Annotated in this window: 12 protein-coding genes; 10 read left to right on the top strand and 2 right to left on the bottom strand. The window is 54.5% G+C overall.

The window, feature by feature from the left end; genetic code table 11:
• Positions 1 to 34: 34 nt before the first annotated feature.
• The 4 genes from Enr10x_RS02520 to scpB all read left to right on the top strand — a co-directional run bounded on the left by Enr10x_RS02520 (position 35) and on the right by scpB (position 6861).
• Complete coding sequence (locus Enr10x_RS02520) at positions 35 to 1810, top strand: SLC13 family permease (protein ID WP_145448060.1); 1776 nt, start codon at positions 35 to 37, stop codon at positions 1808 to 1810.
• Between the two features lie 67 nt (positions 1811 to 1877).
• A complete protein-coding gene (locus Enr10x_RS02515; protein ID WP_145448059.1) occupies positions 1878 to 3842 on the top strand; it encodes a hypothetical protein in 1965 nt (654 codons plus the stop codon).
• Between the two features lie 423 nt (positions 3843 to 4265).
• A complete protein-coding gene (locus Enr10x_RS02510) occupies positions 4266 to 5966 on the top strand; it encodes a mediator complex subunit 15 domain-containing protein (RefSeq protein ID WP_145448058.1) in 1701 nt (566 codons plus the stop codon).
• 7 nt (positions 5967 to 5973) lie between these two features.
• Positions 5974 to 6861: an SMC-Scp complex subunit ScpB gene (gene scpB, locus Enr10x_RS02505; RefSeq protein ID WP_197997458.1), complete on the top strand. Its 888-nt coding sequence runs from the start codon at positions 5974 to 5976 to the stop codon at positions 6859 to 6861.
• Positions 6862 to 6868: 7 nt separating this feature from the next.
• On the opposite strand, the gene Enr10x_RS02500 is transcribed toward scpB, so the two are convergent.
• Positions 6869 to 9550, bottom strand: coding sequence for a hypothetical protein (locus Enr10x_RS02500; RefSeq protein WP_145448057.1), 2682 nt, complete (start codon positions 9548 to 9550; stop codon positions 6869 to 6871).
• A 228-nt stretch (positions 9551 to 9778) separates the two neighbouring features.
• On the opposite strand from Enr10x_RS02500, the gene Enr10x_RS02495 reads away from it, so the two are divergent.
• From Enr10x_RS02495 to Enr10x_RS02475, 5 genes are read left to right on the top strand one after another with little or no spacing between them, the layout of a single operon-like run.
• Positions 9779 to 10561 carry a sugar phosphate isomerase/epimerase family protein gene (locus tag Enr10x_RS02495; RefSeq protein ID WP_145448056.1) on the top strand — a complete coding sequence of 261 codons (783 nt, stop codon included), beginning with the start codon at positions 9779 to 9781 and terminating at the stop codon, positions 10559 to 10561.
• Positions 10562 to 10594: 33 nt separating this feature from the next.
• Complete coding sequence (xseA, locus tag Enr10x_RS02490) at positions 10595 to 11845, top strand: exodeoxyribonuclease VII large subunit (protein ID WP_145448055.1); 1251 nt, start codon at positions 10595 to 10597, stop codon at positions 11843 to 11845.
• 47 nt (positions 11846 to 11892) lie between these two features.
• Entirely contained in the window at positions 11893 to 12243 is a 351-nt protein-coding gene (locus Enr10x_RS02485; protein ID WP_145448054.1) for an exodeoxyribonuclease VII small subunit, read from the top strand.
• A gap of 24 nt (positions 12244 to 12267) precedes the next feature.
• Complete coding sequence (locus tag Enr10x_RS02480) at positions 12268 to 13098, top strand: type III pantothenate kinase (RefSeq protein WP_145448053.1); 831 nt, start codon at positions 12268 to 12270, stop codon at positions 13096 to 13098.
• Positions 13099 to 13104: 6 nt separating this feature from the next.
• Complete coding sequence (locus tag Enr10x_RS02475) at positions 13105 to 14274, top strand: GTPase (RefSeq protein ID WP_145448052.1); 1170 nt, start codon at positions 13105 to 13107, stop codon at positions 14272 to 14274.
• 11 nt (positions 14275 to 14285) lie between these two features.
• Here the strand turns inward: Enr10x_RS02475 and Enr10x_RS02470 are convergent, their stop codons facing one another.
• A complete protein-coding gene (locus tag Enr10x_RS02470) occupies positions 14286 to 15581 on the bottom strand; it encodes a glycoside hydrolase family 15 protein (protein WP_145448051.1) in 1296 nt (431 codons plus the stop codon).
• A 409-nt stretch (positions 15582 to 15990) separates the two neighbouring features.
• Between Enr10x_RS02470 and Enr10x_RS02465 the strand changes: the two genes are divergently transcribed.
• On the top strand, positions 15991 to 18567 hold the full coding sequence (locus tag Enr10x_RS02465; RefSeq protein ID WP_145448050.1) for a tetratricopeptide repeat protein: 2577 nt from the start codon (positions 15991 to 15993) through the stop codon (positions 18565 to 18567).
• The last annotated feature ends 78 nt before the right edge of the window (positions 18568 to 18645 follow it).

Below are 18645 nucleotides of genomic sequence, written 5' to 3'. Positions count from 1 at the left end.
CATTGATCCGTCTTTTGATGATGTATTAACCGACATGGACTGGCAAATCGTAGTCACGTTTCTCGTTTTGGCAGGAGTAATCTGCTCGCTGACGTTTCTACGTGCCGGCGCTGATACGATCCTCATGGGTGGCCTGACGATCCTCATCGTCACCGGCATCGTCCCGGTCGGCAAAGCTGTCGAAGGTTTTTCCAATGAAGGACTCCTGGCCGTTGCCTTCCTGTTCGTGGTCAGTGAAGGCATCAGGCAGACAGGCGGCTTCTCCTTCGCAGGGCAGCAGATGCTGGGCCGCCCTAAATCGCTCACCGATGCGCAAGCACGCGTGATGGTTCCCTCTGCCGTCCTGAGTGCATTCCTGAATAACACGCCTGTCGTCGCAATGATGATGCCCGTTATTTCCGACTGGGCCAAGAAAATGCGAATTTCCATTTCGCATCTCATGCTCCCTCTGAGCTATGCCGCCATCCTGGGAGGACTCTGCACACTCGTCGGCACCAGCACAACCCTCGTGGTGGATGGACTGCTGCAAAGGCAGACCGGCCGCCCCGGGCTTTCCATGTTCGAAGTCGCCTGGGTCGGAGTCCCGGTGATGGTCATAGGACTGATTTACCTGCTGGTCTGCTCACGCTGGTTGCTCCCTGAACGAAAACCCGCGATCACTCCCATGGACGACCCCCGCGAATACACGGTAGAAATGGTCGTCGAACCCGGTTGCCCCCTGATTGGCAAAACGATCGAACAGGCGGGCCTGCGGCATCTACCCGGCATGTACCTGATGGAAATCGACCGGGCTGACGATGTCATCGCCGCGGTCTCCTCGAACGAACGCCTGGCTGCCAACGATCAACTCGTCTTCGTAGGGGTTGTCGAATCAGTCATCGATCTGCAGAAGATCCCTGGCCTGAAACCAGCCACGGACCAGTTGTTCAAACTCTCCGGTCCCCGTTCCGAACGCTGCCTGATCGAAGCGGTCGTCTCAGACAGCTTCCGCTTCCTCAACATGTCCATCCGCACCGCCAAATTTCGCTCCAATTACAATGCCGCGGTGATCGCGGTGGCACGTAACGGTCAGCGGATCAATAAAAAAATCGGTGACATTGAACTGCAACGTGGCGACACACTGCTCATCGAAGCACACCCCTCGTTCATCGACCAGCAGCGCAACTCCCGTGAGTTCTTCCTGGTCAGCCAGGTCGAAGATTCCACTCCGCCTCGGCATGAACGTGCCTGGATCGCACGTCTGATTCTGCTGGCCATGATCGGGATGGTCGCCCTGTTCAACATTCCCATGCTCGTGGCTGCCATGGTTGCCGCCGGCCTGATGACCGCCACCCGCTGCTGCAGCGCCACGGAAGCGAAACGCTCCATCGACTGGGGCGTGCTGATCACCATTGCCGCCGGTCTGGGCATCGGTCAGGCGATCTACAGTTCCGGTGCCGCCAAGCTGATCGCCAACGCCTTTACCGGCATGGCCAACGACAGCCCCCTGATCGTCCTGGCGATCCTCTCGTTCATCACACTGATCTTAACCAACCTGATCACCGCCAAAGCCACGGCAACTCTTATCTTCCCCATCACGGTCGCAACCGCCAACGCTCTGGGAGTCGACCTGATGCCCTTTGTGATCACCATCATCATTTCGGCAGCAGCCTGCTTCGCCACTCCCATCGGCTACCAGACAAACCTGATGGTCTTCGGTCCCGGGGGGTATAAATATGGAGACTACCTCCGCATCGGAGGCCCGCTGACTTTGATCGTCTGGCTGCTGACAGTGATCATCGTACCTCTTGTGTGGCCCTTCCATCCGTGATAATGTAAATTGAGAAATCACCCGCCGATTACGGTACCGATTCCTTTTTCATTATCAGGGTTCCACCATGCATCGCAGCCTCCGCTCCCGCTTTGTTTTTGTGCTGGCACTGTTCGCCTTACTGGTTTCCACGTTCTCAAAGCTGTCTGCTCAGGACGCGCCTCCCGCCGATCGTGCGAAACTCGAAGCCGAACTGCAGGATCTGCAACAGCAGATTCAAAAACTCAAGCAGGATCAGAAAATCGATCGCTCGCTGCTCGCGGATGTGGAAATCTACGCCAAGGCTGCGGAATGGATCTTACGCCATCAGGAGTTTTATAAACCGCAGTACGTCAAAGAAACCTACCAGGTCCTCGAAACGGGGCGCAAGCGGGCACAACAACTCGCGGTTGGCAAACCGGAGTGGACTGATCCGGTCGGCACCGTGCTGTTCGGTTACTACTCCAAAATTGATGGTTCCGTTCAACCGTATGCCCTGACATTCCCGGCAGACTTCAAACAAAAATCCAGCCACCGCTGGCCGCTGCATGTGGAACTGCATGGCCGGGGCGGGAAACGCAATGAAGTCTTCTTCCTCATGCACCCCAACGGCAGAGGGCCGCGCAAAGATCACGACTGGCTGCACCTCGATCCCTTTGGTCGCACCGATAACGGCTGGCGCTGGAGCGGTGAAGTCGATGTGCACGAAGCGATCGCCGATGTCAAAAAACGCCACCTGATCGACAAACAGCGCATCACCCTGCGTGGCTTCTCCATGGGTGGTGCCGGTGCCTGGCACCTCGGCCTGCATTATCCATCTGAATGGTGCGGCGTCGGTCCCGGAGCCGGCTTTGTCGACTTCTACCAGTACCAGAACTATAAAGGCAAACTCCCCCCTTACCAGGATAAAACCCTGCGGATCTACGACTCCATTGATTACGCGCTGAATGCCGCCGACGTTCCTGTCGTGACTTATGGGGGAGGAAAAGATAAACAGCTCGTTTCCAGTACCCGCATGGTCGAAAAAGCCAAAGAACTGGATATCAAAATCCCGCTGTATATCAGCCCCGAAGCAACCCACCAGTCGCGAATGCCCGCCTTTCAGGATTTCCTTGCCGATCTGCTCAAACACTCAGAACAGGGACGCCCCGCCTGGCCGGGCCGCAAACAGATCCGCTTCATCACCTACACACCCAAATTCAATGAATGCGAATGGCTCAACATTGAAGAACTGGATCAGATGTATGAACCAACGACCGTCGAAGGCGGACTGGATGAGGATTCCGGTAACCTGGTTCTGACCACCGATAATGTCGCTGCCCTCTCGATCGCCCGCGACATTGCCCCCAAAGTTGAACTCGATGGTACACTGCTCCCGCTGGAATCAGCTGCCAGCGGTCTGTTACCTCAGGTTTATTTCGTAAAGGGGAACGCAGGCTGGGATGTGCTTAAGTACGATGATTCCAGGTCATTTATCGAAAACTCAAATCAACGCAAACGCCGCAACCTGCAAGGCCCGATCGACGATGCGTTCACCCTTCCCTTTGTCTGTGTCAAAGGGACTGGCACTCCCTGGAACCCCGAACAACAGGCCTGGTCGCAATCGGTCCTCGCGCTGTTTGAAAAAGAATTCGACAAATGGCTGCGGGGCAAAGTTCCTGTCATCACGGATCAACAGGTCACCGACCAGACCATTGCAGACAAAAACCTGATCCTGTTCGGTGATCCCGGTTCCAATGCGTTGATTGCCAAAGTCATCGAAGATCTGCCGATCCAATGGACGAAGGATAAGATTACCGTCAACGGTAAAAGCTACGACACTCGAAATCACGGAATCGCTTTGATCTATCCCAACCCGCTGAATCCGACGCGGTATGTCGTGATCAATTCCGGGCATACGATGCACGAAAAAGATTTCCGGGCGTCCAACTCCTGGCTGTTTCCCAAACTGGGAGATATCGCGGTCATCAAATTCAAAGAGAACAAAAACGGCAACTTTGAAAACGAAACTGTCTGGGCTGAACTGTTCGACAGCAGCTGGGAACTCCCCTGAATTAAACGATTCCATTTTATCTGTTCGCGGCAGGGAACGATGCAGATGCATTGGACTGCTCTCTGAACCTGCGCCTCATGCCCAGACTTCATGAAACATAAACCGCTGATATATAGACACTTACCAGCACCACCCTTTCCAGTTCTTCTGAGGATTCAAGTAGGATTCGGCTCTGATTCTCGTTCACTTGAATCGATCTTGCTTCATTTTGCGATTTTTCATAAAAAACCCATTCCTGTCACATCAGGAATCTGATCAGGATCAACTCTCACTCAGATTCAATCACCTCCAACGACATTTATTTCCACTCAGCACCTTCAGCGTGCCTCAGTGAATCCAGCCCTTCACCCCATGAAACCGGGCAACATAATGACTCGATACCGGCTCAGCATGGTTATTCCTGCTGTTCTACTTTCAATATTGATGAGCGGATGTGCTTCCACATCAGGCACCCGGGCCATCGCCTGGAAAGCGCCTGTTGCCCCGTGGAACTGGGGAAAGTCCGCCTCGTCCAAAGAGAAAACTGAGAAACCAGAAAAAGAAACCAAAGCCGAAGATGAAACAGCGGTTGCCAAAGTCGATGGATCAGCAGAAGAGAAAGTCAGCAGTACTGAAACGGACTCGATTGAACTGAAACCATCAACGACTCCGTCAGAAAAGCAGCCTGCCAAAGTCACCACCCACAGTGCAGAAGTGCTGGCCTACATTCACGAAGAACTGAAAGACGCCACCCCCAAAGAACGGGCTCAGTATCTGGCCAGTTTCAAAGGCGTTGATCCGGAAATGATCAAAAAGATTCTTCGCACGCGAAGAATGGTCAACAGTATGCAGGAACAGCAGCTGGCCGAACAGAAAACCTCGCCCTCGGCTCCGATCAACCTGCCCGGCCTGGGACACACTCAACCTGGTGGATCACCGACCCCGAACACAACCCTGGCCCTGGGAAATCAACAACAGCCCACCGTGCAGCAGGCCAGTGCCCAGCAGCTGGCACCTCCGGGGCAAATCACTCCCGGCAGTCAGCAGACACAGCAGATGAATAACCCGGTCCAGCTTGGTTCTCTTGAAACGTTGGGGGCCAATCCAGGAACGGGCCTGCCGGCAGTTGTCCCCGGACAACCACAGGGCTATTCCACTTCAGAGGCCATCAGCCAGGGTCTGAATAATATTCCCGTGGTCGGGCCCCTGAAAAGCAGGCTCTCGTCAGCCATCCATCAGGGAACTTCCGCCATTCAGAACGGGATTACCCGAACCAGCACAGCCATCATTGGTCAGCAGAACCAGGGAGCACAACCGCTGCCGGTTACTTCTCCCGGTCCGCAACAGCTGCAGACCGCGAATCCACAATCGGTTCAACTGACACCACAACCAGTCCCGATGGCAACAGCTCAGTCAGGTGCCTCTGCCCAGGATCAACTGCAACAGTTGATCTCGGTTGCCGAATCCGAAATCGCCCAGCTTGAACCTGGTTCGACCCCCGAAGAAAAACAGAATTACATTGAACGGCACGTCTACCTGCGGATGCTCTACCTGATGGCAGGTCATCATGAACGGGCTCTGGAAGCCATCCCAGGGATCGACCCGGCAGATCAGGAATTCTGGCAGCAGACCTTCTGGGCGGTTGCCAACTACTTTGATGAAACAGCCATTCCGGATGCTGCCGACCGGGCCACGCAAACGGTGACCCAGCTCCGCCAGGCTACTGCCCGGCTACAGGAAAAAGCCAACCTCAAACTCAAGAATGTCGCCTTCTGTCACAAGATCAACAGTTACGGCAGCTACGAACGCTTCGAGCGTGATGAATACACGCCCGGTCGTCCGGTCCTGGTCTACGCAGAAATTGAGAACTTTACCAGCGAGCTGACAGCAGACGGCATGTACCGCACACTGTTGAAGTCGAAAATCCAGATTTTCAAAGCGGGCACCAACGGCGACCTGATAGCGGAAATCCCCTTCGATACCACCGAAGATCTCTGTCGCAATGTGCGAAAAGATTATTTTCACAGCTACAAATTTGAGATCCCCCGCAATATTTCACTGGGGCCCCACATCATGAAACTGACTGTGGAAGATGAAATCAGCCAGAAAGTAGCCACCTATTCTCAAAACTTCACGGTGCGATAAGCTTCACATGTTTCCCTGTTCCGCATCTCAACAGCACGCATACGGGCGCGCTAATTATCCGAAACTTCCTCTGGCCGACGCAGTCTGCCAACACACACCGGCCAGCGGATTCCGCTGGAATTTTCAGGTCCGTTCCGCAGATTCCAACAGCCTGCTGTTTGCCACAGATCAGGAAGTGGATACCCGCCGCAGTCTGAAAATGGCCAAAGTGGAAGCGGTACTCTTCGTGGCTGACAGCGCGCTGTCCACGCGCAAGATTGCCCAGTTGGCTACACTGGCCAATGCTTCGGAAGCCAAAGAACTCATCGATCAACTCAACGACGCTCTGGCCGCCAGCCAGTCCGCCTTTCATATCAAGCGGGTTGCCACCGGTTACCGTATGATGACCCACCCCCAGTACTCGTTCTGGCTGAATAAACTCCACCAGCGGCAGGCGGCTCTCAAACTCTCTCCCCCCGCCATGGAAACGCTGGCCATCGTCGTCTATCGCCAGCCCATCACCCGGGCAGACATCGAATCGATCCGCGGGGTTCAGAGTGCAGAAATGCTCAAACAGTTGATGGACCGCGGCCTGGTTCGCATCGGCGGCAAAGACGATTCCCTCGGGCGTCCCTTCCTGTATGAAACAACACGGAAATTCCTGGAAATCTTCGGTCTGAAAAATCTGGACGATCTCCCCATGGGAGAGGCGCTCCGCATCAGACCCGAGGCACCACAGCCCGTTGACGAAAATGAAGACAGCGAGCCAGAAAAATCCAGTGAGTCTGAGGAAACAGAAGAACTCACAGCAGAAAATGAAGACCTGGAAATAGAGGCATCCGAAGAAGAGGAACTGGATTCGTTCACAGAATATGAAGATGAGGACTCAGAAGACGAAGACCTCGATGCCGCCTGAGCGGGTATCAACGCATGCGCGTTCCCCGGAGTGAGTCTGCTTTGCGTGTCACAGGCTCGGAGGCTCCCCAGTTCTCACCTACTGTCCAGCGATAATTCAAAATCCGGCGTCCATTGACCTGCTCGGCCCGGATCCAGAGTTCTTTCCCTTTGAGCCGATCCGCATTCGGCAGGTAATACAGTTTGCGATCCTGTCCATGTTTAAGTTCGGTAATAAAGCGTTGCATGCGTTTCATACTCGGAATGAACAGACTGCAGCGGAATTGTAGTGTTTCCTGGGGCGATGTGTTATTTACAATGATCTGTTCGATCTCCAGCACATTCCCTTCGAGTTTTTTATCCACGACTCTGATCACAATATCTCCCAGACCGACGTGGTAAGGACGATGCACGCGAATCGAATACTTGCGTTCGGCAAAAATATCGAAGTCGATCGACACATCTTTCTTCCCCAGACTCGCGTTTGAAGGCAGCGTCATGAAGGTTTCCAGGCGGAAGTCTTCTCCTGTCCCTGTATTAAATACCCACTCCCGCGGTTCGACTTCCCAGCCTTTGGGCACATTCAGCACCGCCTTGCCCCGCACACTCTGCGAAAAGGTATTCTTCCCCAGGATCGCATCGGCATGACCGCCATATTCGCTCTTGGACTTGCCTTTTTCAAATTGAGCCGCCAGTCTCCAGTAGGCAATCTGCTGATTGCATTTTCTCAGAATGATCGGCGAACTGGTCACTGGAAGTTTGTGGCGATACGTCTTCGCATCCCGCTCCAGCGGAATCCGCTTACCCCAGACATCGGTCGCGTAAACATCCTCCCCCAGATAGATCACCTCTTCTGTCGGTTCATCATTCCAGACGACGGCAATCGCTTCCTGATCTCGGACAAAGATATGGTTCGTGCTCTTATTCGGCATATTGAACCTGCCAATATATTTCGCCCCCTGTAGTGCCAGCGCCACGGTTCGCCAGGGCAGAAACAGCAGAGAAGGAGAACCATTCTGGTTGAGCAGTCCATGTTGTTCATCAAAGATAGATGACGCAAAAATCGCATCAGCGCCCATGTACTTGGCAGTCACCATCCGCTTGACCAGATCGATGGCCCGTTCCTCGGGGGAGTAACCATCCCGGGGCAAAGGAGTCAGTGTCACCCAGCGGGGGCCCGTCCCGGAACCGAGCTTTGCATTGTGCAGTTCCTCTGCCAGTTCGGCTGCCGTCAGTCGCTCGTCGTTTTTGATCGAAACAAAACTGTGCGTCATGTGGTTTTCAGGCAGCGGCGTCTTCCAGTCCCAGTGAATCCCCACATGGGTGTCCCGACCGATCAGATCCAGCTCGGATTTGACATTCTTCAATGTCTCCGTCAGCTTCTGCATCCCGATAAAACTCTTGTCATCGTCTCCTCCCAGCTGCCAGTAGTTCACCAGCGAGGTATACCGTGCGAAGACCTCTTCCAGGGAAGGTGACCAGAAACTGGCAGGCATCGTAAAGATCCCGCTGACCCCCTGCCAGTCCTTGGCAAACTGCGAGCGTAAATCCTTCGGCGGATTGTTCAACAAGCCGACCGGCATGATCCCCCGGTTAGAAAACTGGTCCAGCATTTCTGCAATCCGGCTGGGATGGTGAATGTCTTCTGAGGCCATGACATTCCATAAGGGGAACTTGATCCAGTTAATTCCCGCCTGTGCTGCAATATCAGGCAGTTCATTGATGGGCAACTGGCCCTGTTCTTCAGAAATCGTCCAGCCAAATTCCCCCTGCGACCGGGGATTCACCAGATCGATCACGGCAAACGATGTTTTCTTTTCCAGGATCGCTTTTTCATCTCTGACCAGCTTGGAGCGGACTTCATAAAAGCCGTACTCCATCGGCTTCAGTCGCCAGACTTCTGTATGATTATTACCGTCCAACAGTCTGCTGTTGGGAGCCCCCTTGACGTCATTCGGATCTGTGACCAGATCTAATGCAGAGGAGGCCACCTTCCGATTCGAACTGTCAATCAGTTCCAGATCCAGGCGATATCTGTTTTTGGGATTCAGCCCACTGATCCGGCTGCTGACCCTGATCTCCGCATCATGATCGACAAAGTGACGATGATAGTTATTCAGGATATCGAGCTGAGGCAGGCTGCCCACCCACAGGTCATCGAACCAGATGTCACCCGAAATATCCTTCAGATTATTATGGGCCACGTGGCAGCCGATGACGATAAATCGCACGTTCGGTTCTGGTGTCAGCGGCCCCAGGGTGACTTCCACCCAGTCGTTATGCGTCCCGGTCACGGGACGGCTCACAAAATGCTGCACCCGCTGGCGTTTGTGATCCAGAAAGGAAATCGAGACCAGCGCTGCATCATACTTGAGACGCTGCGTTTTAATATAGCCACGAAACACATAAGCATGGTCAGCATCAATCTTTTGCGGCGGCGAATAGAGCGTGGCATGTCCGCCGTTGACGCCAATGTGCAGGCTCTGAGAACCGGTGCGCCCCTGATTTCGATCGATGCTGACCTCCACGTACTGGGGGTACCCCGGCCCCTTCCGTCGCGACCAGTCGTCCGGCAAATCATCGAAATCCCGGTCCTGGTCAGTCTCAAACGAATAGGACAAAATGGGCAACGTATCTTCCACGAGATTACCCTCTACGGGTAAACCGTTCAGCAACGCAAGGTAGCAGGTCAGCAGCGATGACAGTATCATGGAATTTCCCGGGCGATTTTGAGGCTCTCTCTCATAATCGACCATTTTTCGAGGGATTCTCTATCGTGAACCCGCCTGGGAAACCTGTTTTTTCAATCCGGTTCCCTGAACGCCGGGAGATCATTCTCTTTTCACTTCCGGTTAGCTAAACTTTGCCAGTCGCACGAATTGCTGCTTTTATCCGACTCAGTTAAAATACCCGTTTCGCGTTTTGTTTTAAGGTCAAGAATGTCACGTTTGAAACTCGCTGTTGCGACACGCTGCTTTGGTATGCCAATCAAAAACGCTATCAAAACAGCCGCCCGGATCGGAGCCCGCGGGGTCCAGCTCGACGTACAACAGGAAATCTCCCCCACCTCATTTGGGGCTTCCGGAGACCGCCAGTTTCGCAAACTCCTGGAAGAGTTCAATCTCGGTCTCGCCTCCTTCAGACTGCCTGCGCGCGGTGCACTGATCGACCCTGAATTTCTGGACCAGCGGATGTCGCAAATCCGCTCTGCTCTGGAATTTGCCTGGCGGTTGCAGGTTCCCACGCTGATTATTCATCCGGGCCTCATTCAATCTGGTGAGGGCGGTAACATCGATCTCATTCGTGAAGTCCTCAACGACCTGGCCCGCTTCTCCAATCATATCGGCACCGAACTCTGTATCGCCTGCGGAAAGAACTCTTCCGCCGTCATCCGCGAACTGGTCTCCCAGGTGAATACCGGATTCCTGGGTATCGAACTGGATACGGCCGACATGATACTCAATAACCACAACCCGGAAACGACGATCCGCGAACTGCATCCCTGGATCCGTGCCTATCGTCTGCGCGATGCCATTCGCGAAATGGACACGGATGGTCAGGAAGTCCCCCTGGGTAAGGGAATGGTGATGTGGGATCAGTTCCTCCCCCTGGTCTGGGAGACCGGCTATCAGGGCTGGCTCGCCGTCGATCGCACGCAGGGAGATCAGCGGGTGGAAGACTGTCGGCGGGGAATTGACTATCTGAAGTCGATACTCCCTTAATCGCCACTGAATTTAACTCCATAAAGTATTTGTATGTCTCTTCTGGAACCTGAAATCCTGTCGGTCACCGAGACCACACGGCAGATCAAAAATCTGGTCGAAGCCAACTTTCCCTACACCTGGGTCATCGGCGAAATTTCAAACTGCACCGTAGCACGTTCGGGACACGTCTACCTGACGCTGAAAGACGACAACGCACAACTCCGTGCCGTGATCTGGAAACGTACCGCCTCCCGGCTCAAGTTCCAGATCGAAGACGGCATGGAAGTGGTTGCCGCCGGTCCCATCGAAGTCTACCAGGCGCGCGGTACTTATCAACTCAACATTGAACAGTTGCTCCCGCAAGGCGTCGGCGCGCTGGAACTCGCTTTCCGCCAGATGCAGGAAAAGCTGGCTGCGGAAGGTTTGTTCGAACCCGAACACAAACAGCCAATCCCCCGCTTCCCGCGTAAAATTGCGCTGGTCACCAGCCCCACCAGTGCTGCGGTCCGCGACATGCTGCAGGTCATTACCCGGCGCTGGCAGGCCTCCGATCTGGTTATCGTCCCCGTCGCCGTTCAGGGAGAAGGCGCCGCTGAACAGATCGCTGCCGGCATCGAAGCTGCGGCCCAACTGCCGGGAGTTGACACCATCATCACAGGTCGAGGCGGCGGCAGCCTGGAAGACCTCTGGGCATTTAATGAAGAAGTCGTCGCCCGCGCGATATTCAACTGCCCGATTCCCATCATCAGTGCCGTTGGTCATGAAATCGATATCAGTATTGCCGATCTCGTCGCCGACCGTCGCGCTCTGACTCCCAGCGAAGCTGCCGAACTGGCGGTCCCGCTGCAGACCGATGTTCTCGCCACCCTCACCCACTGGCGAGGACAACTGGCAACCAACCTCAAACAGCGCGCCCGACAGATTCGTCTGCAGTTGGACGCCCTGGCCGCACGGCCTGCCCTGACCCGCCCCATGGATCTGATCCACAACCGCGCTTCACAGCTCGATGAACTGGATCGCCGCCTGAAACGCAGTACCCGGGAACTGGTCAGCCGACTGCAGTCAGAAACCCGGCATCTGGCCTCTGCCCTGGAAGCGTTAAGTCCTTTGAAGGTCCTGAGTCGCGGATACAGTATCACCCGCCTGGCAGGAGAAACGGAACAGGCAGCTCCGGAAATCATCAAGTCCATCGATCAGGTGAAACCGGGCGATACGATCAATACCAAAGTCGCTGATGGCACGATCACCAGCCAGGTTCAGAAAGTCACCACAACCCCGAAAGAAAAGACGGATCTTGCCTGATTCCTGTTGAAAATCGCAAACCATTTTTACTATTAAGATCTGATATCATGGCCAAGAAAAAGAGTACAAAAGAAAATCCGGAAGAACCCCTGTTTGAAGAATCACTGACCGAGTTACAGGAGATTGTCAATACTCTCGAATCGGGCACTGCCGGTCTGGAAGAGTCGATGGAACAGTTTGAACGTGGAATCAAACTGCTCCGTTCCTGTTACCAGCGACTCGAAACCGCGGAACAGAAAATTGAGATCCTGACTCGGGTGGACGAGGATGGTAATCCGGTTCTGGAAGACTTCGATGCGACTGCATCAGTGGATACCAAAGGCCCTGCCAAAAAAACGGGGAAAAGAAAGAGCAGTTCCACAAAGGACGACGAGGATCAGGATCGGACCCTGTTTTAATTCGAGAATTAAAAGAAACCTCGCATGCCAAGAATCTTAAGACAACTGGTCTTTGATGTCGGTAACAGTCGCATCAAGTTTGTGCTGCTCAAGACAGAACTCCCCCTCGGAACGTCTCAACAGCTGCCACTTGTCGAACATGCGCATTCGATTCTGGTAGACGAGCCACTCCCCTGGAACCGGATTAAAGGCTGGCTCGATCAGCAGGAAACGGATTGCCTGAGTTCCGTCGCCGGCTCCAACCCCCGCGGCATTGCACGTATCCTGAACGACTGGCCTGCATCCATTCTGCCCGACCCGCTGGAAGTGCTCAATACAGACGCGTTTCCGTTGAAGATCTCCGTCGACGAACCGCGTAAGGTGGGCATCGATCGCCTGTTTAACGCTGTCGCCGCCAACCGGTTGAAGACGGTATCGCAGGCCGCCATCATCGTCGATACCGGGACCGCGACGACTGTAGATGTCGTCACCCCGGATGGCAGCTTCGCCGGCGGCGCCATCCTGCCCGGCTTTGAACTCTCGGCCAAGTCACTCCACGACTACACCGCCCTGCTCCCCCTGATTCCCGTGCAGGATCTGAGACAGAACGAACCGGTGGTGCTGGGAAAAAACACCACCGATGCCATTCGCAGCGGTCTGTTCTGGGGACAACTCGGTGCGGTCCGCGAACTGATCACCCAGCATACTCAGCAGTTACTCACTGACTCAACAACCGGGGAACGCCCTCTCGTACTGCTGACCGGCGGCGGTTCGGCACTGCTGGCACCGCACCTGGATGACTCCGTTTACTTTGAACCTCTTCTGTCCCTGCAGGGGCTGGCCCTGGTGGCACAACAGATTCGCGGGATTCAATAAATCAGCATGACCAGTCATCTCGAAAACCAGTCTCAGCAACCCTGCCAGGCTGCCCTGCTCACCCCCCGCGGCAGAGGGGCCGTCGCCACGATTCGTGTGCAAGGCGCACCTGCTGTATTGAATCAGGTGCTGCAGGCTTGCTTTCACGCCGTCAACCGGAAACCCCTGATCGATCAGCGCCTCAACCAGATTGTCTACGGACTCTGGGGCGAGTCAAATTCGGAAGACCTGGTCCTCTGCCGCATTGATTTAGACACCGTCGACATCCACTGCCATGGCGGAATGGCAGCCGTCGAACGCATTCTGGAAGACCTGCAGACTCAAGGCTGTGAGATTCAATCCTGGCAGACACTGGCGCGCCAGAAAACACCAGCGCTGGACGTCGAACTTCAGGAAGTGCTCGCCTCGGCAACCACTTTTCGCGCTGCGGAAATTTTGTTACGCCAGTCACAGGGACTGTTACAAACCACCTTTGAAGCACTCCTGCCCGATGCACAAACTCTATTTGAGCCACAACGTCTGCTGTCACAGATTCAGGAACTGCTCTGCTGGAAACAACTGGGGCTGCACTTAACCCGCCCCTGGAACGTGGTGCTGGCCGGGCGACCGAACGTCGGGAAGTCCAGCCTGATCAATGCCATACTCGGCTATGAACGTTCTATTGTATTCGACGAAGCGGGAACTACCCGTGATGTGCTCACCGCAACGACCGCCCTGTCCGGCTGGCCTTTCCAGTTCTCGGATACGGCCGGCATGCGGGAGGAAGCTGAGCATCTCGAAGCCGCGGGAATTCAACGGGCTGAACAGATCCTGAATGCCGCAGATGCCTGCGTGATTCTGATCGACACCAGCCAGCCCGCTCATCCAGACGACCAGCGTCTGCTCAACCTGTGGCCTGCGGCCCTGATCGTCGCCCACAAGACAGATCTTCCCGATCGCTGGGGGGCTCCACTCCCTCCTCGGGCGATTCCGGTTTCCTCGGTCACAAAAGCGGGCCTGGAGGCATTCCTGCAGCAACTGGTACAACGACTGATTCCGGAGACTCCCGACCAACAGACGGCGATCCCGGTGACCCTGCGTCAGGTCGAACTCCTGGAGCAGGCAGCAGAAGCATTACAGGCCGAAAACGAGCGGGCTTACTCCGCTCTGATCCGCCAGCTGCTGCTACGCGACTGAACCCGCTCCTGTTACGTACCGGCTGCCAGCGTCTGCTTCCACTGATGCAGGGCCATCATCAGATTCCCCTGCGTCCACAACAGCGGCGTAATATCGTTGGGAACGTACTTCCCTTTTTCCAGGTAATACGATTCAGGACAACGGTAAGGTCCGAAAGGACATTCCGACGTCGTCAACTGGTTCAGGGAACGATCCAGATGAAATCGCTGTTTTTCATAATCCGCTGTCTGCCCCGACTCCAGAAAACGCTGGCCGTAAATCACCGACATGATTGAATCGAAAATACACCACTGCGCTTCCTGCCCCGGTTTGAGGTACTTGTCCCGGCTGGCCTGATCGTCGCTGAAATCGCTGGTGCGGTCGTCTTCACTGAAGACTTCCTTATAGTCAGCACACCAGTAGGAATCTCCCAGGTACCGACGGATACCATAATCTCCCATCAAGTGAGTTCTGACATCCTCCAGGATCGTATCCGCCAGCTGCCCTTTGACCAGCCCCAGTGGAAAGATCAGAAACAGCAGCGCTCCGTCATACTTGCGGGCCAGCAGCGGATCGTCTTGAACGCATTCAGCCGGCAGGATCTCTTCCAGTGCTTTCTGTCCCTGCGCGATCAGCGATTTCAGTTTTTCTGATGTGACCGGCGTCTGATCATGTTGCAGGTCGGCCCAGCGGGCGCTCTGATCCAGGTACGCATTCAATGCTACCAGACCGCTGACAACCGTCCCGACACTGGATGCTTCAATCTTGCGTGCCTCTTCCCAGTGCCCACTGTCCGCATCTTCCCAGTAACGGATGGTTTCAAAATAGCGAACGAATGCAGCCAGCAGCTCCAGGGATTCGGGAGTCGCAGACAACGCTCCCTGCATTAGCATCGAACAGTATAACCAGACAAAGTATCCCAGTGCATCATTCTGGGCATGAGCCCATTTCTCATCAATTTCGCCCAGTGTGTTTCCATCAAAGCGGATGTGCGGTCGCTGCATGACCTGTTTCGGGCTCGTTTCTCCCGAAATGATCTTGTCGAAACGATCCCGGTGCTTGAGGAAATAACTGGCCAGTGTCGACACCGCTTTGCAAGCAGGTTCGGTCTTCCCTACCGCAAACAAAGCGTGAGCAACATGAATATTATCGCGCACCCAGATACTCTGATATCCCGTCGATTCATGGGCGATCGCCGCGGGAAACAGGCCATTTTCCAGGGAGGGGAAAGAGAATGTATCCTGAGACTCCAGAAATGCAATCACCTGGTCTGTCTCTTCAACGGTCTGTAACGATTCTTTCAGGGCGAGAAAACTGCTGTCATCCATGATAATTTACCTGGCTTATAAAACGTGTTGAGCGGACTGTTCCTCGAAATCCGTTCGCATGAAAACTAATAACGGCGTCGCGCTGCGCGCCTCGAATTGTGAAACAATCGGCGGCAAATTGCAACGGCAGGACTTCCGGGAAAACCCTGATTCTCTGTTTCAAAAAAACAACATGGTTGATTTTGAGCATCATTCGTCCCCTCAACTGAATCTGACATCGATTCTTCTGCAACCGAATTCTGACAGGGAAAATCTCTATAACCGACACCATCCCGCGTTTTCTCTACTTCTAGAACCAACCTGATCCGCTCTGCAGGACTTCTGATTCAGGGGAACAACATTTGCATTTCTATCGCGATCACCGCGGCTCCTGTTTCCTTTGTTGACTTTGATCGAGTGGTAGAGCTCTATGACAAACGTCTTTCGATCGCGTCCAATCTGTCTCTTTGTGTTGCTGCTCCTGTTCGCAGGCATGGCTCTCGCGCGCTGGAACCGGCAGTACTTTTTCAGTCCGGACAGTGCCCGCTACGTGATCATGGCCCGCTCCCTGGTCAACGGCGACGGTTACCGTGAAATCGATACACCAGGCGCCCCCCTTTACTCCCATCGGCCTCCCGGGCTCTCCGTGCTGCTGATGCCCGCAGCCTGGGTGGCGCCGTATCACGTGCTGTTCGCCAAAGCCACCGTTTTACTGACCGCGCTGATGATGCTGGCCCTGCTCTACTGTTACATTCAGCGACTCAATCAGTCAGAGGAACCGGAGGAACTGACCGGGGACCAACAGCAGCAATGGTCTCCGCTACTGATCACGCTGCTGTTTGCCATCAATCCCTATACGCTTTTTTACTCAACACTCGTCATGAGCGAAATTCCGTTCATGGCCTGCTCCCTGGGAATTCTCTACCTGCTGGCACTACGTCCGGAGCAGCCAGGCAAATGGGATCTGGTCCTGATGACGGTGCTGCTCGCCTTCCTCCCCTTTCTGCGTACCATTGGGATCGCAATGGTGCTGGCAGTCGGCTGCTGGGCCGTGGTTCGCAAGTCACGCTGGCCCTGGCTGGTCGGGGTCGCCTGCTCCATCGCCGCTTCGGGACTCTGGATGCTGCGTAATGCTTCGTTGGGAAAAACCGGCTACGCCAGCATTGCCCTTAATGAAATCAAGACCCAGGGAGTGATCGGCACACTGTTCCGCATGTGGGAACGCACCAGTTCGCATTTTGAAAGCTTTGCGCAACAGCTGTTCCCCAACATGCCCGGCATCCGTCCTACTTATACTGGCATGATTCTGGATGAAATCTATCATCTGCCCGGTCCGGTCTGGATGTACCTGCTGCTGGCAGCCGCCGTCATCGCACTCTCCTGCTACGGCATGCTCTACCGCCGTCATCGCGGGGGCACTGTCGCGCTGGGCTACCTGATCTTCAGCGTGGGGGTTCTCTCCCTCTGGCCCTGGATGCAGGGACGTTTCACTTTACCCCTGCTGCCTGTGGTACTGGCCTATCTGCCCTCAGGCGGACGTGCCTTGAAACAGCACATTCAGATCGCACGCCCGGTAACAGGAAAAATTCTCAAAGCAGCTTTCGCAGTGCTGCTGGTCCTGTTTGGCGGTTGTCTGGTCAGAACCGATTATCAACTGGTTCATGCCAATCTGCAGATGATGTTAGAACCTGATCAGTTTTACGCCAGCCAGTTGCCTCCCAGTGGATTCTGCAACTGGACCAGAGCAGGAACCTGGCTGAAACAGAATTCAAAACCGTCCGACCGAATCATCACCCGGCAGGCGGCCATCGCGACCACAGCTCATCGTTTCGAGATGCTGGCCTTTTTCGAAATTATCAGTCCCGAAAAACTGCATCAAAGTATTCAGAAATTCTCGGCAAACTATCTGACCTCTTTTGACCGGGAAATTGTCTCCGCCTTCCCCTGGTACCTGATGGACCAGGATCTGGTCTATCGATTTAACCCTGTCTACGATGAGCGGGGCGTCATGATTCTCAAAGTCGAACCGAATCGCGATGGTACCATCCGCCAGAAATACTGGAAGCCGGGAGAGTCCCTCGCCACGGCCCGCGATGCCTACGAAAAATTTCCGCATCGCTCAGTGTTTCAGACGGCATACGCACAGGAGCTGTTCAAAAATGAAGACTATGCTGAACTGATTCAGTTCATCCAGGAACTGCAACAGCAGCAGGTCAAAGATGTCAAACTCACTTCGCTGTTAGGCTGGTGCTACTATAAAACGAAAAAATACTCCGCAGCGATCCGCGAATTCGAGCGGGCATTGGGTATGCCGGGACAGAAGCTGTTGCGCAACGACCTGATTCGGGGAATCGAACTCTCGCAGAAAGCGTTTGAAAAAAGTGTGAATCAGGATCCGACCAAAGCTGCTGAGAGTAAGGGGAAACAGGAACTGCAACTCGCCCGAACCTGGTGGCAGTATTCTCAGATCGATAAGGTGGAAGCCGTCCTCAATCAGGCGCTAGAGTCGAATTCACTCTCCCCTGAAACCCGTGCCGCAATGCAGACACTATTGGCGAAAGTCTATCTGGCAAAGGGACTTCCGGCTGATGCGACTGGTTTGCTGGAACAGGCCGGTGGGTCGGAAGACAGCGAAGCACAAACGCTGCTGAAAATGGTGCAACGGGAAGTCAAAGTCGAAAATTTCCTGAAAAATCCGAAAAAATATGATGTTGATAAAACGGCACAGAAGGCGCTTCCGCTCCTGTCAGACATCCTGCAGCTGGCTCAGGAATATGAAAACTTCGGCGTTCCCGGTAAAGCGCTGGCATTAATGGAACGGGCGAATACGTCATTTCCCAAACAGGCAAAGATTCTCAGCTTACTTCTCAAGTACCAGTTGCTGTATGCCCTCACTCCCGCTGCGGAAGAGACATTCTTACAGCTGAAAGAGATCAACCCGCAGGATCAGGGGCTGGCTGAAGCCGCTCAGAAACTCGAATTCCTCAAGCTGGTTCCCCGTTTCTAAAAGACAACCATCAAAGCCCGTGGATCTGTTCGTCTGAATCCTGTCAGGCATTCATCGATTCAGAGTGTAGACTATTCA

It is taken from the genome of Gimesia panareensis, assembly GCF_007748155.1.
GTDB classification, from domain to species: domain Bacteria; phylum Planctomycetota; class Planctomycetia; order Planctomycetales; family Planctomycetaceae; genus Gimesia; species Gimesia panareensis.
Note: the sequence above shows the minus strand (reverse complement) of the source record. Positions and strands in the feature narration are given on the sequence as shown.

Bases quoted from the DNA above. Each gene is read 5' to 3' on its own strand.
- Enr10x_RS02520 (WP_145448060.1), top strand. From the start codon at position 35: ATGGACTGGCAAATCGTAGTCACGTTTCTCGTTTTGGCAGGAGTAATC.
- Enr10x_RS02515 (WP_145448059.1), top strand. From the start codon at position 1,878: ATGCATCGCAGCCTCCGCTCCCGCTTTGTTTTTGTGCTGGCACTGTTC.
- Enr10x_RS02510 (WP_145448058.1), top strand. From the start codon at position 4,266: ATGAGCGGATGTGCTTCCACATCAGGCACCCGGGCCATCGCCTGGAAA.
- scpB (WP_197997458.1), top strand. From the start codon at position 5,974: ATGTTTCCCTGTTCCGCATCTCAACAGCACGCATACGGGCGCGCTAAT.
- Enr10x_RS02500 (WP_145448057.1), bottom strand. From the start codon at position 9,550: ATGATACTGTCATCGCTGCTGACCTGCTACCTTGCGTTGCTGAACGGT.
- Enr10x_RS02495 (WP_145448056.1), top strand. From the start codon at position 9,779: ATGTCACGTTTGAAACTCGCTGTTGCGACACGCTGCTTTGGTATGCCA.
- xseA (WP_145448055.1), top strand. From the start codon at position 10,595: ATGTCTCTTCTGGAACCTGAAATCCTGTCGGTCACCGAGACCACACGG.
- Enr10x_RS02485 (WP_145448054.1), top strand. From the start codon at position 11,893: ATGGCCAAGAAAAAGAGTACAAAAGAAAATCCGGAAGAACCCCTGTTT.
- Enr10x_RS02480 (WP_145448053.1), top strand. From the start codon at position 12,268: ATGCCAAGAATCTTAAGACAACTGGTCTTTGATGTCGGTAACAGTCGC.
- Enr10x_RS02475 (WP_145448052.1), top strand. From the start codon at position 13,105: ATGACCAGTCATCTCGAAAACCAGTCTCAGCAACCCTGCCAGGCTGCC.
- Enr10x_RS02470 (WP_145448051.1), bottom strand. From the start codon at position 15,581: ATGGATGACAGCAGTTTTCTCGCCCTGAAAGAATCGTTACAGACCGTT.
- Enr10x_RS02465 (WP_145448050.1), top strand. From the start codon at position 15,991: ATGACAAACGTCTTTCGATCGCGTCCAATCTGTCTCTTTGTGTTGCTG.